Genomic DNA, 14,896 nt, shown 5'->3' with positions numbered 1-14,896 from the left:
AGGCAGGTTACGACAGCTGAGCCATGGCCGGATCGCTCACCGTATCCTTGCCGGTCTCGATACGGCCCGCGATACGGCGGCGGAGCGACGGTGCCAGATCGCAACTGATCTCGAAGTCGTACCAGTTGCCGCTGTCACCGAGCGTCCAGGTCAGCTCGCCCACCTTGCCGGCCTCGACCTTCTGGCCCCACGGGCCGTCCGTGCGATAGGCCTTGGCGCTCGCGCTGAACGTGCAGGCCTTGTCGCTGCGGTTGTACAGCTTGACCTGCAGCACGGGCGGATCGCACGGTTCGTAGCAGACCTGGATTTCCGTGCCGCCGGCAGCCGACTGCTCGTTCAGGTCGCCCACGAATTCGCGGTGATAGCCGTTCGGGCCCAGCACCCACAGATCGTACTTGCCGTTGTCGGCCGCCACGTTCCACAGGCCGTCCAGACTCTTGCCCGCCTCCACCACGTAGCGGCGCGGAATGGCGTCGAGGTGCAGCTTGTCGTAGACGTGGAAGACCGTGCCAGCCGTTCCGGTGTTCGAGAACATCAGCGTGACGGTCTTGGCGCCGGCGTCGATGCGGGACGTGGTGTGCAGCTCGTACGGCAGCGCGCGCGAGGGACGCGTGCCGGCCACCTGCGGCGGCAACACGGGCGTGGCCGGCACGGGAATCGCGACCGAAGCCTTTTGCGTCAGCGCAAGGTTGTCGACCGTGACCTTGGTGCTGCGGCCCGCCAGCGTCGGCAGGGCGTCCTTGTTCGGGCTGACGAAGTTGAAGGCCGAGGTCAGGTCACCGCACACGGCGCGGCGATAGGCGCCGATCTGCGGCTCCTTCACGCCGAAGCGTTTTTCCAGGAAGAGCAGCGTGGACGTATGGTCGAAGACCTGCGAGTTGACGAAACCACCGCGGCTCCACGGCGAGACGATCCACATCGGCACGCGCGGGCCCGGACCGTAAGGCTTGCCATCGCTGGCCGACTGGTTCGTCGTGGCGGGCGCGTAGTTGTGATACTCGAAGGCCATGTCGGCATCGCTGAGCGTGCTGCCGCCGGCGAGCGTGGCATCGGCATTGCGCGACGGGGCCGAGGGCGGCGGCAGGTGGTCGAAGAAGCCGTCGTTCTCGTCGTAGTTGATCAGCAGCACGGTCTTGCTGAAGACCTCGGGGTTGGCGGTCAGCGCGTCCAGCACCTGCTGCACGTACCAGCCGCCCTGCGCCGGGCTCGACGGCCCCGGGTGTTCGCTATAGAGCGACGGCGGGATGATCCACGAGATTTCCGGCAGCGTGCCGTTCTGCACGTCGTCACGGAAGGACTGGAGCAGGCCGTCGGGCATGGTGTTGCCAAAGCCCTTGGCGAGCGGGCTCAGCGCGTCGTCGATCGTCGGATCGTAGGCGGGCGAGGTGCCGGGCAGCGCCACCGGGCGCCGTGCCACCGGCATCGACTCCATCGCCGTGCGCCAGTGCTGGAAGCTCATCATCTCGTTGCAGCCGTAGTTGTCGGCCAGGCTCTGATACACCTTCCAGCTCACCCCCGCATCCACCAGGCGGTCGGCGTAGGTCTTCCACGTCCAGCCCTGGGTCGACGGTCCCACGTCATTGCCGCCATTGAACTCGTTGACCATGGCCGCCACGTTGGCGCCGCTCGGGCCGTTCGTGCCGGTCCAGTAGAACAGGCGGTTCGGGATCGTGCCGGTGTGCATCGAGCAGTGGTAGGCGTCGCACAGCGTGAACGCATCGGCCAGCGCGCGCTGGAACGGCACCTCGGCGGTGTCGTAGTACGACATCGACAGCCGGTTCTTGGCCACGGGCCAGCGATTCATGCGCCCGTGGTCCCACGCCGCCTGCCCATCGGGCCAGGTATGCGGGGTGCTGCCCGCGCGCTGCGCGTTGCCCAGCGTGGCGTCAAGCCGATAGGGCGTGATCGTGTTGTTCGTGGCGTCGGTCTGGAAGAACGCGTTCTTGCCGTTCGCCAGAGGGATCGCGAAGCGGTCGCCGTAGCCGCGCACGCCCTTGAACGTGCCGAAATAGCTGTCGAAGGAGCGGTTCTCGAGCATCAGCAGCACCACGTGCTTGACGTCCTGGATCGTGCCAGTGGCGTTGTTCGCCTCGATGGCCAGGGCGCGGCGGATGCTGGGCGGGAACGATGCGAGCGTGGCAGCCGCAGCCGCGGTGCCGAGCGTGTTGCGCAGGAAGCTGCGCTTGGACGGGTTGAATGTCATGCCGGGTCGGTGTCGGTTGGATGGGGAGGGCGCGGGCGGCGCGGGGTTAGCGGTCAGGGAGCGGGCGCGCAGTGCGCCGTGGTGCAGGCAGCGGGCGTGGTGCCGGGGCCGCCGTTGCCACCGTCGCCGCCACCCGGGGCGGGCGGCGGGGTGTTGTTGTCGTCGCCGCCGCAGGCGCTCAACAGCAGGGCCAGACACAGTGCACCGGCACCGAGCACCGGCCTGTATATGCGCGAATGAACAGGTTTTGTGGTTGTCATGGGTTCTAGGTCAGAGAAGTTCAGGTGACGGATCGGGTCGCAATCGCCCGCATTCCGTACGGATTCCACGCCGCCTTTGTCTGCTAATGTCTTGATGGACAAGGATCACCCTACTCAGGTGGGGTGCCGGTGGGCGAGACGTGGAGTCTGTCTTCTTGATATGTCAATGATGTGACCAAATCCATACGAAGCGACCGTTTGAAAGTAAAGACATTTCAAATGAATGTCACTTTTTGGGGGTTGGAGGCAGGTGGCGGGGAGGGCATTTACTGGCATTCGTCGGGGACTTGAACGCCAACGGTGATACCGTGATGCGATTACCGTGGGCGTGCAGAACGGTCTCGATATCTTCACCGCGGCGGCGCAGCCGAAGAGCTATGTGTCGCTCGATGGCGCCGATCATCTGTTGCAGGACCGGGCGTCGGCGGCCTACGCGGCGAACCTGATTGAAGCGTGGTCGCAGCGCTATCTGCCGGCTGGCGATCGAACCTCACTACCGGAGACACCATGACCTCCCTTTCATCCTCCCGCCGACAGGCATTCCGAAAACAGGTGGCGGCGAAACAGGCGCTGCTGGTGCCCGGCGCGTTCAACGCCATGAGTGCGCGCGTGATCGAGGACCTGGGCTTCCAGGCGGTCTACCTGACCGGCGCGGGCGTCACCAACATGTCATTCGGCCTGCCTGACCTTGGCTTCATCGGCCTGAGCGACATCGCCGAACATACCGCGCGCATCCGGGATGCCGTGGCGTTGCCGATGATCGTCGATGCCGATACAGGGTTTGGCAACGCACTGAATGTTCAGCACGCGGTGCGTACGCTCGAGCGCGCCGGGGCGGATGCGATCCAGCTCGAGGATCAGGTGATGCCCAAGAAATGCGGGCATTTCGCGGGCAAGCACGTCGTCAGCACGAGCGAGATGGTCGCCAAGATCCGCGCGGCGGCCGACGCCCGGCAGGATGACGCGTTCCAGATCATCGCCCGTACGGACGCTGCGGCGGTGCACGGCATCGAGGACGCCATCGACCGGGGGCACCGCTTTGCGGAGGCGGGCGCCGATATCCTGTTTCTCGAGGCGATTGAAGACTTGCCCGACATCGAGCGCCTGCCCGGACTCTTCCAGATTCCGTTGCTGATCAATATCGTCATCGGCGGCAAGACGCCCGTTCAGGATCGAGACGCGCTTCATCGGCTCGGCTACGGGCTGGTCCTCTACGCGAACGCGGCGCTGCAGGGCGCGGTACGCGGCATGCAGCAGGCACTGGGCCAGTTGCAGTCGAACGGCCAGATGAACGAGGACCCCGCGATCGTGGCACCGTTCAGCGAGCGCCAGCGCCTGGTCAGGAAGCCGCTCTACGACGAGCTTGACGCCCGGTACAAGAGCGACGACTGAGCACGGGAGCCATCATGAGAACCGCCTTGCTCGTGCTCGACCTGATCAATGACATTGTGGATGCCCAAGGCAAGCTTGCCGGCGGCGGCACCGCAGCCCATGCGCGTTCGCAAGACCTGCTGCGCAACGTCGGTGGAGTCCACCGCGCGCGACGCGCATGACCGGGACTATCAGGTCATCGTCATCCAGGACGCCTGCGGGGCGCGCAGCGACGAAGACCACGGCCACGGGCTGAAGAACCTCGCGGCCATCGCCACGGTGACTTCGGTGGATGGGCTGCGCCACGGGCAGGCCGTGGCGCCGTGAAATCGAAAGACAAGGAGACAGACGATGCGTGTCATGGTGTTGGTGAAAGCGACCGAAGACAGCGAAAGGGGCGACCTGCCCAAAACCGAGATGTTCGAGGCGATGCACAGGTTCAACGAGGAGCTGGCAAAGGCCGGCATCCTGCGCGCGGCCGATGGCCTCAAGCCCTCGTCGCAGGGCAGGCGTGTGGCGTTCGATGGTGCCGGTCGTACGGTCATCGACGGACCGTTCGCCCAGACCCGTGAACTGGTGGCCGGCTTCTGGCTCTGGGAAGTCAAGGACATGGACGAAGCCGTCGCCTGGGTGAAACGCTGCCCCAACCCCATGCCAGGGCCGAGCGAGATCGAAATCCGGCCGCTGTACGAGATGTCGGATTTCGAATGAGGGGCTGAGTGCGGCTGCCTACCAGGCCTGGACGCCCAGCTTCACGCCCAGGCCAACCAGCAACACGCCAACGATCCAGCGCTGGGCGGTGAGCAGGCCCGGACGGCCGGCCATCGCCGTGGCCGCACTTCCCGAAGCAATCGCCACGCAGGCATTCACCGAGGCAAAGGCGGCCGTGAGCGCCAATCCCAGCGTGAGCGATTGCCTCAGCACGTCGCCGGCCTGGTAGTCGATGAATTGCGGCAGCACGGAGATGAAGACCAGGGCGAGCTTGGGGTTGAGCAGGCTGGTCACGGCCCCCATCGCCAGCAGCCTGCGTGTCGGCTGCGCATCCGCCTGCGCCACCTGGAGCGGGGAACGGCCGCCGGGGCGCAGGATCCGCCACGCCATGTAGAGCAAATAGCCGCTGCCGAACAGCGTCAGCAGGCGCGCGGCGCCGGGTATCGCCAGGAACAGCGCGCTGATGCCAAAGGCCGCGCCGAACATGTACGAGAGATAACCGAGCATGACGCCCGCCAGCGAGATCAGGCCCGCCCGGGTGCCTTGCGAAACCGAGCGCGCCATCACATAGACCATGTTCGGCCCCGGGGTCACGGCGAGCAGCCCGCCCACCACCAGGAAATCCACCATTGCTTTCATGTCTGCCACCGTCCGAGAGATGAAGACAGTGTCGGGGGGACCGATCCCTAAGTAAAACGGAATATACTGAAGCGATTCATCAGATTATCTGAATCGCATGCGCAAGCTCGACCTCGATGTGCTGGAAATGATCGTTGCCGTGGCGGATGCGGGCTCCTTCGCTCGCGCGGCGGAGGCGCTGCACCGCTCGCCCTCGGCCGTCAGCATGCAGATCAAGGCGATCGAGGATGTCCTGGGCAAGCCGCTGTTCGTGCGGAATACCCGCAACGTCGCGCTGACCGACGACGGCCGGATGCTCACCGACTACGGCCGGCAGATGCTGGCCCTGCGCGAGGAGGCCTGGTCGGCGGTGGTGCGGCCGGAGATTCGCGGCCGCGTGACGATTGGCGTGCCGGACGACTACGCGTCGTCCCTGCTGCCTTCCGTCCTGCGCAAGTTCGCAGCCGCCCATCCGCGCGTGGAGATCCGCGTCATCGGCATGCCCAGCCACGCGTTGGTTCCCCTCCTGAAGGACAACACGCTCGACCTCGCCTGCATGACCAGGTCGCGTGGCGTGAGCGGCGAGTTCCTCCGATATGAGCCGATGGACTGGGTGGCCGCGCGAGGGGCAACCCAGATCTGGAAGGAGCGGCCATTGCCGATCGCCGTCTTTCCGCAGGGCAGCGCGGGGCGCGCCAGCGCCATCCACGCGCTGCAGCAGGCCGGCATCCCGTTTCGCATGTCCTACGAGAGCCCGAGCCTGCTTGGCCTGATCAGCATGGTCGACGCCGGCCTGGCCGTCGCCCCGCTCGCCCGTTGCAGCATCCCGGCGCAGCTAGATGCCCTCGGGGCGGCGGAAGGGCTGCCGGAACTGCCGCCGCTCGAAGTGATCCTCGCCCGAAGCGCCGGCTCCGCCCGCCCGCCATGCGATTTCCTGGCCGAACAGTTGCTGGCTAATTTGAAGGGGTGAGGGCTCTTGAACGCGTACTCACTCAGCTAAAAGCTATCTATAAGACACGTCGCGTTGACTGTCCGGTTGTCATAAGCGCCGTTTCCGGGTCACATGTTTTCGCTGCATAGCGGGCGTGCCGCCGCGCGGAAACTGTTATGAATCTGCCATGAAGCGCACCACCTCGATTCCGCAACCGGCCGATGCCGGACTCCTGTCCGGCGACGCGGCCCATCCCGCTGACGGCGAGGACCGCAATTTCGTGACGGCGCTGGCGCGCGGGCTGGAGCTGCTGCGCGCGTTCGGCCCGAATGACGATTTCCTCGGCAATGCGGAGCTGTCGCGCCGGACCGGCATTCCGCGCCCCACGGTGTCGCGGCTGACCTACACGCTGGCGAGTCTCGGCTATCTGGTCTATGTGGAGGGACAGGAGAAGTACCGCATCGGGCAGGGCGCGATGCTGCCCGGGCAGCGTTACCTTTCCGGCGCAGGCATCCGTGACATTGCCCAGCCGCTGATGCAGTCGCTGGCCTTCGCGACCGACTGCACCGTGGCGCTGGCGGCCCCGGACCGCCACGACATGCTGTACCTGGAAGTCTGCCAGCCGCGCGGCGCGCTGGTTATGCGCCTGACGCCGGGCTCGCGGCTGCCCATGGCCACGTCCGCCATCGGGCGTGCGTGGCTGGCCGGGCTGGCCCCGGCACGCCGCACGGCGGTGCTGGCGGAACTGGAGCGGCACCACGGCCCGCGCTGGCCGGGTCTGCGCGCCAAGCTGGATCGCGCCTTGCGCGACCACGCGCGGCGCGGCTTCTGCCTGGCCCATGCGGAGTGGGACCGCACGGTCAGCGGCGTGGCCGCGCCGGTGCGCCTGCAGGATGGCGCGGAGGTACTGTCGATCAATATCGGCGGGGCGTCCACGCGTCTTTCGCCCGAAATTCTCGAAACCAATCTCGGCCCGCGCATCCGCGAACTGGCCGATACGCTGGCCGCACGGCTCTGGCAGGCGGCCTGACGACCGAACACGCGAACGCTCGAACATTCGAACACCAAGAGGAGACAAGCATGGAGATTCGTAACAAGACCGTCATCGTGACGGGCGGCGGCACGGGCATCGGCCGGGCGCTGGTGCTGGCGTTCGCACAGGCCGGCGCGCGCGGCGTGGCCGTGGCGGACATCGACCACGCCGGCGCTGCCCAGGTGGCCGCCGAGGCCGCGGCGGCGGCGCCCGACTGCCAGATCTTCGCCCAGCGCGTGGATGTTGCCGATGCGGCCGCCGTGCAGGGGCTTGTCGATACGGCCACGGAGCGCTTTGGTCAGGTAGACATCTTCTGCTCGAACGCCGGCATCATCCTGCGCAAGGGGCTGGACGCCACTGACGCCGAATGGCAGCGCATCTGGGAGATCAACGTCATGGCCCATATCCACGCGGCCAAGGCGGTACTGCCGCAGATGCTCGAGCGCGGCGAGGGCTACTTCGTCAACACGGTGTCGGCGGCGGGTTTGCTGTCGCAGATCGGCTCGGCGCCCTATGCGGTGACCAAGCACGCGGCCATCGGCTTTGCGGAATGGCTGTCGATTACCTATGGAGAGCAGGGCATCCGGGTCAGCTGCATCTGCCCGCAGGGCGTGCAGACCAAAATGCTGTTTGGCGAGGGCGGCGAGCGCAAGGGCTTCCTGCAGGCAGGTTCCGTCACGCCGGAGCATGTTGCCGAGAAGACGCTCGAAGGCGTGGCCAATGAGAGTTTCCTGATTTTGCCGCACCCGGAGGTGCTCGAGTACTACCGCCGCAAGGGCCAGGATTACGACCGCTGGCTGCGCGGCATGCGCCGCCTGCACGACCAGGTGTCTAAGGAATTCGGAAATATCGCCGTATAAGATGACAGGCGGCAGAAGATCGCCGCCCATCCCAAAAAAAGACAAGACAATCAGGAGACAACTTCATGCGAGTACGTGTATACCCGCGCCGCCGCTTTATGGCCGCCATGGCCACGATGGCGGGCGTGGCAGTGACGGCGGCGCTCTCCGCGGTGCCGGGGGCGGCCCAGGCCCAGAACTATCCGAACAAGCCGATCCGCATGGTGGTGGGATTTCCGAGCGGTGGCGCGCCGGACATCCTCGCGCGGATTTTTTCCGAGAAGATCTCCCCGTCGTGGGGCCAGCCCGTGGTGGTGGACAACAAGCCCGGCGCGGGCGGCAACATCGGCGGCGAGGCCGTGGCCCACGCGGCGCCGGACGGCTACACGCTGGCGCTCGGCACTGTCGGCACCCACTCGATCAACGGCGCGCTGTACAGCAAGATGCCGTACGACATGGTCAAGGACTTCGCGCCGGTGATCCTGCTGGCGTCCACGCCCAATGTGCTGGTGGTCAATCCGTCCGTGCCGGCCAAGAACGTGCAGGAGCTGATTGCGCTGGCCAAGTCCAAGCCCGGCGCGCTGCAGTTCGGCACGCCCGGTGTCGGCACGTCACTGCACGTGGCCGGGGAACTGTTCAACACGATGGCGCAAGTCAAGATCACCCACGTGCCGTACAAGGGCCGGGCGATGGCCATCCCGGACCTGCTGGGCGGACACATTCCCATGATGTTTGACAACCTGCCCTCGGCGCTGCCGGTGGTGAAGGAGGGCAAGCTGCGCGCGCTCGGCGTGACCAGCGCCAAGCGCTCGCCGTCCGCGCCGGACATCCCCACCATTGCCGAGCAGGGCCTGCCCGGCTACGAGGCCGAGTCCTGGTTCGCCGTCTTCGCGCCAGCCAACACGCCCAAGGACGTGGTGGCCAAGCTCAACACCGAGCTGAACCGCATCTTCAAGCTGCCCGACGTGCAGGCCAAGCTGAAGACGCTGGGGCTCGATCCCGTGCTCGGAACGCCCGAGGCGCTGGCCACGTACCAGCGTAGCGAAATCGCCAAATGGGCCAAGGTGGTGAAGGACTCGGGCGCCAAGGCGGAGTAAGGCGCGGCGCTACATGGCGGGCGGGCGCGCCCCGCCATACCCCTGCTGGCGGAAGCGGTAGCCCACCTTGGGCACCGCCGCCACGCAGTTGTCGAGGCCGAGCGGGTGCAACGCCCGCCGCAACCGCGACACCAGCTGCGTGAGGCAATTCTCATCGACCATCGCCTCGGCGCCCCACACCGCCTCGATAATCTGCTGCCGCGACATCACGGTGTCGCGGTGCTCGATCAAGGCGGCCAGCAGGCGTAACTCAAAGCGCGTGACCTTGGCGACCACCCCGCCGTAGGAAATGACGCCCTGTGTCTCATCGACATGGAGGTCGTCCTCCGTGGCCGGCAAGGGCTGGGTGGCGGGCGGCATGCCCAGCCGGGCCAGCACATGCGCCAGGCCGCGCGCCTGTTCGAGTTCCGCACGGGCCTGGCCGGCGGGATCGGGCGCCAGCACGGTGTTCGGCACCGGGATGAAACGGTAGCCCTCGCGCGGCACGGTCACGATGTGCCCGTCCAGACCGACGGCGCTCAGTGCCTTGCGCAGCCGGTAGACCAGTTGCACGAGGTAAAGCTCGTCCACCAGTTCGGCACGCTTGCCCCAGACGCCATTCAGTAAATAATCCTTCGGCTTAACCGCTGGTTTTTCCTCTACCAATAACCGCAGCAATCGCTTTTGCTGGCCGGTTATCGTTGTCTCCACGCCGCCGCGAATCACGCGGTCATTGTCCCAGTCAAAAAATACCGAATCGCCATTACGGATCATTTCGCAACCCTCATGTCGTCTGCGATGGACGACAAGCGTACGGGCGCGATTCACCGGCTCCCATGGAAGATATTTTCGCGGCGATGTGCCCCGAGCGGGTGACGCCATCGCACCGGGCACGCGCAATATCACACGGGGTTGAAACAATGCGGCCGGACGCGCAATGGTTGTCGTCATTCTTTTCAGGAATTCACGTTGTCCACGCGGCGTAACCCAGCGCCGCGCGCGAACTCTCTAACATCGCGCGTTCCCGCTTATGGCGGCGATCATAACCCATTCGGGTCCGGCATCCTTGTGCGTCCGCACACTCAAAACTGCCAGTGCATAACCGGATGGATTCCCGGAAATCCACGTCATCCATTTTTTTGGCGTAGAAACATGATTCTTCGCATCGATTTTTTTTATAGCCTGCGATTAATCCTGACACAGAATATTCCATCCCCATTCCATGTCATTAAGTCTGGCCCGAGAGAAAGATGGCATGGCCGCCTGGCGAGGGTTTTGTCAACGCGAAGGGAACCGGCGGCATTCATCCAATTCTGCAAGGACAGATAGTCATGGCAAAAGTATCGGACAACAGCACCCCGGGCCAGCAAGGGCGGACAGGATTCGCATCCACGGGATATCGGAATGGGGCTCCCGATGAGCAGGCGCCGCCGAAAACGCCGCTGTCGCGCTTCAAGGGCCGCAGGCAAGCATTAAAGGGCGGGCGCGCCGGCAGTGCGCTGGTGTACAACGGCGACCCTGGCGATCCCGCCAAGCCGCAATCGGTAGGTGCCACGGAGCGCACTTACCAGCAAAACAAGTTCGATCCGGCCACGGAGACCGAGGACTATTCGTACACGGCGACGCGCGTGGTCAAGCGTGTCTACAACACCTACGGGGCCGTGCCCCAAGGCAGGAAGGTGTTTGGGTATTTCACGGATTGGTCGCAGTACGACGGTCGCCTCGAGGGCAACTTCAACAATGCATCGGCCGGGCGCGGCCTGGACATGATGCTGGTGAACGCGGCCGCCTACGACAAGATCATCATCGGCTTCGCCGGCATCGTCGGCGACAAGGGCGAGAAGCAGTACGTGATCGACAACGCCGCTGTGGACTTCGGCAAGAAGCTGCACGAAGCCACCTTCGTTGATCCCTGGGGCGATGTGGCGTCGTTCCTGAACGTGGGGTTCACCAGCTGGGTCAGCAATGACTACCAGGATCTCTTCATCCAGAGCAAGGCCCAGGGCGTGCTCGGCGGCCTGAAAAAGCTGAAGGACAAGAACCCCAACCTGAAGTTGTCGCTCAGTCTGGGCGGCTGGACGATGAGCGAGGCGTTCCACGCAGTGGCGGCGAATCCGAGCCAGCGCAAGACGCTGATCGACAGCCTGGCGTTCATCGTCCAGCGTTTTCCGATGTTCACCGAGATCGACCTGGACTGGGAGTATCCGGGCAACGCGGGCGCCGGCAATCCGCACGGCCCCGAGGACGCTGGCAACTTCCAGACGCTGGTGCGCGAACTCAAGCAGCGCCTGCCAAGCATCCGGGTCAGCATTGCCGCGGGCGCGTCCATGTCGACGCTGCTGACGTCCGATATCAAGGGGATGATCGCGTCGGGCGTGGAAGGCATCAACCTGATGACCTACGATTACTTCGGCACGCCGTGGGCGCCCAAGCTCGCCCATCATTCGAACTTGTTCGATGTCGATCCGGCGGACCCCGAAGGCCACAGCATTGACCGTGCCGTGAAGTACCTGCTCGGACAGGGCGTGCCGTCGACCAATATCAACATTGGCTTCGCCGCCTACAGCCGTAGCGGGCGCAACGCCGTGATCGACAGCTGGTCGCCGCTGCAGGGTACGTACAACCCGGGCTCCGGCACCACCACCGGCACGTTCGAGTCGGGCACCACGGAATTCTTCGACCTGCTCTACAACTACCTCGACCTGGAGCACCAGACCGGCATCAACGGCTTCAACGTCTATACGGACGAGGTGGCCGACGCGGACTATCTGTACAGCCCGGAGAGCGGCCTGTTCCTCTCCGTCGATACCCCGCGCTCGGTGTACGCCAAGGGCGAGTACGTGCGCAAGCACAACCTCGGCGGCCTGTTCACGTGGACCATCGACATGGACAGCGGCGTGCTGGTCAACGCCGCGCGTGAGGGGTTGGGCGCACCCGTGCAGACGCGCGTCGTCGACATGGACCCGTTCTACTTCTCCGGTATCAACGTGCAGGACGGCGGCAGGGCGCCGGTAGCGGTGATCGACGGCCCCACGGAGGCGTTCGAGGGCGACGACGTGGAATTCACGGCGCTGCGTTCGGTGGGCTCTGACCTGACGTACAGCTGGAGCGCGCCGGGCCTGACCTTCATCGACGACAAGACCACGTCGACGGTGGGTGGCCTGCTGCCCACCGTGGCCCGTTCGTACACCATCACGCTGACCGTGCGTGACGGGAGCAACCGCACCAGCACGGCGACACAGACGCTGAAGGTCAAGGCGCGCACCGCAGCGCCGCCCACGTCGCGCATTTCGGTGGTGCTGGAGGCCGGCACGCCCTTCGCGCTCTCCGGGGAAGCGTCGTTCGATCCCGACAACGATCCGCTGACCTACCTCTGGGACGCGCCGGGCCTGCCGTTCTCCGGGAGTACCGAGGAGCTGGTGGAGGGTACGGCACCGTCGGTGGACGAGCAGACCGACTACTGGGTCAAGCTGACCGTGAACGATGGCACGCAGACCGACCAGAGCGCGATCTTCCTCTCCGTGGTGCCTGGCGAGACGCCGTCCGGCGGGGTGGTGGCCAAGATCACGGGTCGCTTGCAGGTGGAGGCGGGCGCGCCGATTTCGCTGTCGGCCGTCGACTCGACCGGCCCCGCGCCGCTGCTGTATGCGTGGGACGCGAACGGCCTGTCGTTCGATGGCGCCGACACGATCTCCGTGACCGGGAACGCGCCGATCGTCGACCGCGACACCACCATCCAGGTGACGGTGACGGTGACTGGCGCGGGCGGCAGCGGCGACCGGGACTCGGATACCGTGGAACTCCTGGTGCTGGCCGGCGGCAGTAGCGGCGACGAGGGCACGTGGCGTCCCGAGGGCTATCCGGGCGATGCCATCGTGACCAACAACTACCAGGGCCAGGGGCTGCATCAGTACAAGGCCAAGTGGTGGGCGGGCGCCGATCAGGAGCCGGGCGATCCTGACGTGACGACCACCCATGCGGAGGGCGACGCCAAGGTCTGGTACGACATGGGACCGGTCTGACAAACCGGGAAGACGGCCGGGTGAAGACCCGGTAGCGGTTCCGGGTGGCGGGTCATCGGCAGGATGACGCCCACCCGGCTTTTTTGTTTCGGGCTACCTGATGTGGGGCGAGGCGCCATGGCCAGACTGCGGCGGCGGCGGAGGTGGTGGGTGGGATGGAGCCGGTGGGCGTGCGCGGCATGCCTCCTGGCGCTCTCCGGCTGCACGATGATCTGCATCCGTGGCGACCACAACCGCGTGCAGGATGCCGGCGGGCACGGCAAGATCATGCTGCCCGACCTTCGGCACGATGACAGCCCGACCCGCCATCAACCTGACGGTCAGGCGCGCCATCGTGAGGGCGGCCGGGGGCCCTAGGCTATCGCCTACGCGTCGGGTTCCGGCGGTTCCGGGCGGGCAACCGCGGGTCGCGCGTCGTCCTGGCTGCGCAGGCGGCTCAGGCTGATGGCGGCGCCGATGGCGGCGACTGCCGCGGCCACGCACAGCGCGCCGCGCGCGGCGCCGGTCGGATCGAGCCCGAACAGCAGCGCCACCACGGCCGTGCCGGTGGTCTGTCCCAGCAGTCGCGTTGTAGCTTGCGCGCCGCTCGCGCCGCCGCTGCGCTCGGGCGGCGTGGCGGTGATCATCGCGCGATTGTTCGGCGACTGGAAGAACCCGAAGCCGATGCCGCAGAGCGCCGTGCGCCAGGCGATGTCGAGGCTGGAGGCATCCTTGCCGAGCAGGGCCAGTCCGATCAGGCCGCCGGACAGGCAGATCAGGCCGGCACCGGCCAGGATCGACGCCGGATACCGCTCGGAGAGGCGTCCCGATACCAGCGCCATCGCGGCCACCATCAGCGGCCAGGGCGTGATCAGCAGTCCGGTCTCCTGGAGACTGCGTGCAAGCTGGTATTCCAGATAGAACGGCAGCGACACAAACGCCAGCATCTGGGTCATGAACGAGCAGAACGACGTGCCCACCGCCAGCGTGAAGGCCCGGCTGGCGAACAGGTCCACCGGCACGAGCGGCGCGAGGCGCCCGCGCTGGCGCCGCACCAGCAGCCAGCCGAGCCCGATCGCCGCGACCAGGCCCGCCGCGCCGGCCAGCCGCAGCGGGGCATGCCCGAGCGCGTCCACGCCCAGCACAAACATCCCGAACACGATGGCTGACAGCACGGCGCTGGGGTAGTCGAATTCGCGCGGCTGGGCGGGCGTCTCCGGCAGCGCGGTACGCGAGATCGCCAGCGCGGCGAACGCCACGGGAATATTCACGGCGAACAGCCATGGCCAGCTGCCCACGGCGAGGATCAGCGCGCCGAGCGACGGGCCCACCGCAATCGTCACCCCCACGACCAGCGCGTTGAGCCCGATACCGCGCCCGAGCTTGGTCGGCGGGTAGATGAACCGTACCAGCGCGGTGTTCACACTCATGATGCCGGCGCCGCCAATGCCCTGCAGCACCCGCGCCGCCACCAGCATCGGCAGGTTGGTGGCCAGTGCGCAGAGCACCGAGCCGACCAGGAAGGTGGCCAGCCCGACCCGGTACACGCGCTTGTAGCCGAGGATGTCGCCCAGCGACGACAGCGGCAGCAGGCAGACGGTGACCGTGAGCTGGTAGGCGTTGACGACCCAGATGGTCCGGGCGGGATCGGAATCGAGCGCCCGCGAGATGGACGGCAGCGCGATATTGGCGATGGAGCCGTCCAGCACGGCCATGATCAGGCCGCAGAAAACCGTGAGGATGGCCCAGGTGCGCTGGGGCTGGGGAAGACCTTGATCGGGCGGCATGAAAGGGGGGCGACTGGCGTATTCGTGCCGCGCCCCGGCCCCGGGGGAACCGGACCGGCGCGGCCG

13 protein-coding genes and 1 pseudogene are annotated in these 14,896 nt (G+C 66.2%); 9 read left to right on the top strand and 5 right to left on the bottom strand.

The features are described 5' to 3' along the window. Positions 1 to 7: 7 nt before the first annotated feature. Positions 8 to 2,203, bottom strand: coding sequence for a phosphocholine-specific phospholipase C (locus AC1EJR_RS05715; RefSeq protein ID WP_441592832.1), 2,196 nt, complete (start codon positions 2,201 to 2,203; stop codon positions 8 to 10). 53 nt (positions 2,204 to 2,256) lie between these two features. Further along, positions 2,257 to 2,565: a hypothetical protein gene (locus AC1EJR_RS05710; protein ID WP_441592831.1), complete on the bottom strand. Its 309-nt coding sequence runs from the start codon at positions 2,563 to 2,565 to the stop codon at positions 2,257 to 2,259. Between the two features lie 220 nt (positions 2,566 to 2,785). On the opposite strand from AC1EJR_RS05710, the gene AC1EJR_RS05705 reads away from it, so the two are divergent. From AC1EJR_RS05705 to AC1EJR_RS05690, 4 genes and pseudogenes are all read left to right on the top strand, one after another. Beyond that, a complete protein-coding gene (locus tag AC1EJR_RS05705) occupies positions 2,786 to 2,974 on the top strand; it encodes a hypothetical protein (protein WP_177219911.1) in 189 nt (62 codons plus the stop codon). After that, positions 2,971 to 3,855, top strand: coding sequence for an isocitrate lyase/PEP mutase family protein (locus AC1EJR_RS05700; RefSeq protein ID WP_477113091.1), 885 nt, complete (start codon positions 2,971 to 2,973; stop codon positions 3,853 to 3,855). Before AC1EJR_RS05705 ends, AC1EJR_RS05700 begins: the two co-directional genes overlap by 4 nt. 60 nt (positions 3,856 to 3,915) lie before the next feature. After that, positions 3,916 to 4,161 carry an isochorismatase family protein gene (locus tag AC1EJR_RS05695; protein WP_477113090.1) on the top strand — a complete coding sequence of 82 codons (246 nt, stop codon included), beginning with the start codon at positions 3,916 to 3,918 and terminating at the stop codon, positions 4,159 to 4,161. Positions 4,162 to 4,185: 24 nt separating this feature from the next. Then, positions 4,186 to 4,539: pseudogene (locus tag AC1EJR_RS05690) on the top strand (YciI family protein); the annotation flags it as partial. Between the two features lie 24 nt (positions 4,540 to 4,563). Here the strand turns inward: AC1EJR_RS05690 and AC1EJR_RS05685 are convergent. Further along, the gene (locus AC1EJR_RS05685; protein ID WP_477107269.1) at positions 4,564 to 5,184 is read right to left on the bottom strand and encodes a LysE family translocator; all 621 of its coding nucleotides are present in this window, start codon (positions 5,182 to 5,184) and stop codon (positions 4,564 to 4,566) included. Between the two features lie 97 nt (positions 5,185 to 5,281). Between AC1EJR_RS05685 and AC1EJR_RS05680 the strand changes: the two genes are divergently transcribed. The 4 genes from AC1EJR_RS05680 (at position 5,282) to AC1EJR_RS05665 (ending at position 9,063) form a co-directional block, all read left to right on the top strand. Then, complete coding sequence (locus tag AC1EJR_RS05680; RefSeq protein WP_092294550.1) at positions 5,282 to 6,133, top strand: LysR substrate-binding domain-containing protein; 852 nt, start codon at positions 5,282 to 5,284, stop codon at positions 6,131 to 6,133. Between the two features lie 148 nt (positions 6,134 to 6,281). Next, complete coding sequence (locus AC1EJR_RS05675) at positions 6,282 to 7,124, top strand: IclR family transcriptional regulator (protein WP_092294552.1); 843 nt, start codon at positions 6,282 to 6,284, stop codon at positions 7,122 to 7,124. A gap of 50 nt (positions 7,125 to 7,174) precedes the next feature. Further along, complete coding sequence (locus tag AC1EJR_RS05670) at positions 7,175 to 7,987, top strand: SDR family oxidoreductase (protein WP_092294554.1); 813 nt, start codon at positions 7,175 to 7,177, stop codon at positions 7,985 to 7,987. 98 nt (positions 7,988 to 8,085) lie between these two features. Further along, positions 8,086 to 9,063 carry a Bug family tripartite tricarboxylate transporter substrate binding protein gene (locus tag AC1EJR_RS05665; protein WP_477105308.1) on the top strand — a complete coding sequence of 326 codons (978 nt, stop codon included), beginning with the start codon at positions 8,086 to 8,088 and terminating at the stop codon, positions 9,061 to 9,063. Positions 9,064 to 9,072: 9 nt separating this feature from the next. Here the strand turns inward: AC1EJR_RS05665 and AC1EJR_RS05660 are convergent, their stop codons facing one another. Then, positions 9,073 to 9,816 carry a winged helix-turn-helix domain-containing protein gene (locus tag AC1EJR_RS05660; RefSeq protein WP_177219913.1) on the bottom strand — a complete coding sequence of 248 codons (744 nt, stop codon included), beginning with the start codon at positions 9,814 to 9,816 and terminating at the stop codon, positions 9,073 to 9,075. Between the two features lie 557 nt (positions 9,817 to 10,373). Here AC1EJR_RS05660 and AC1EJR_RS05655 point away from each other — a divergent pair. Next, positions 10,374 to 13,064: a glycoside hydrolase family 18 protein gene (locus AC1EJR_RS05655; RefSeq protein WP_092294560.1), complete on the top strand. Its 2,691-nt coding sequence runs from the start codon at positions 10,374 to 10,376 to the stop codon at positions 13,062 to 13,064. Positions 13,065 to 13,429: 365 nt separating this feature from the next. Here the strand turns inward: AC1EJR_RS05655 and AC1EJR_RS05650 are convergent, their stop codons facing one another. Further along, entirely contained in the window at positions 13,430 to 14,830 is a 1,401-nt protein-coding gene (locus AC1EJR_RS05650; RefSeq protein WP_092294562.1) for an MFS transporter, read from the bottom strand. Between the last annotated feature and the right edge of the window lie 66 nt (positions 14,831 to 14,896).

It is taken from the genome of Cupriavidus sp. 05T42 (assembly GCF_056396345.1).
Note: the sequence above shows the minus strand (reverse complement) of the source record. Positions and strands in the feature narration are given on the sequence as shown.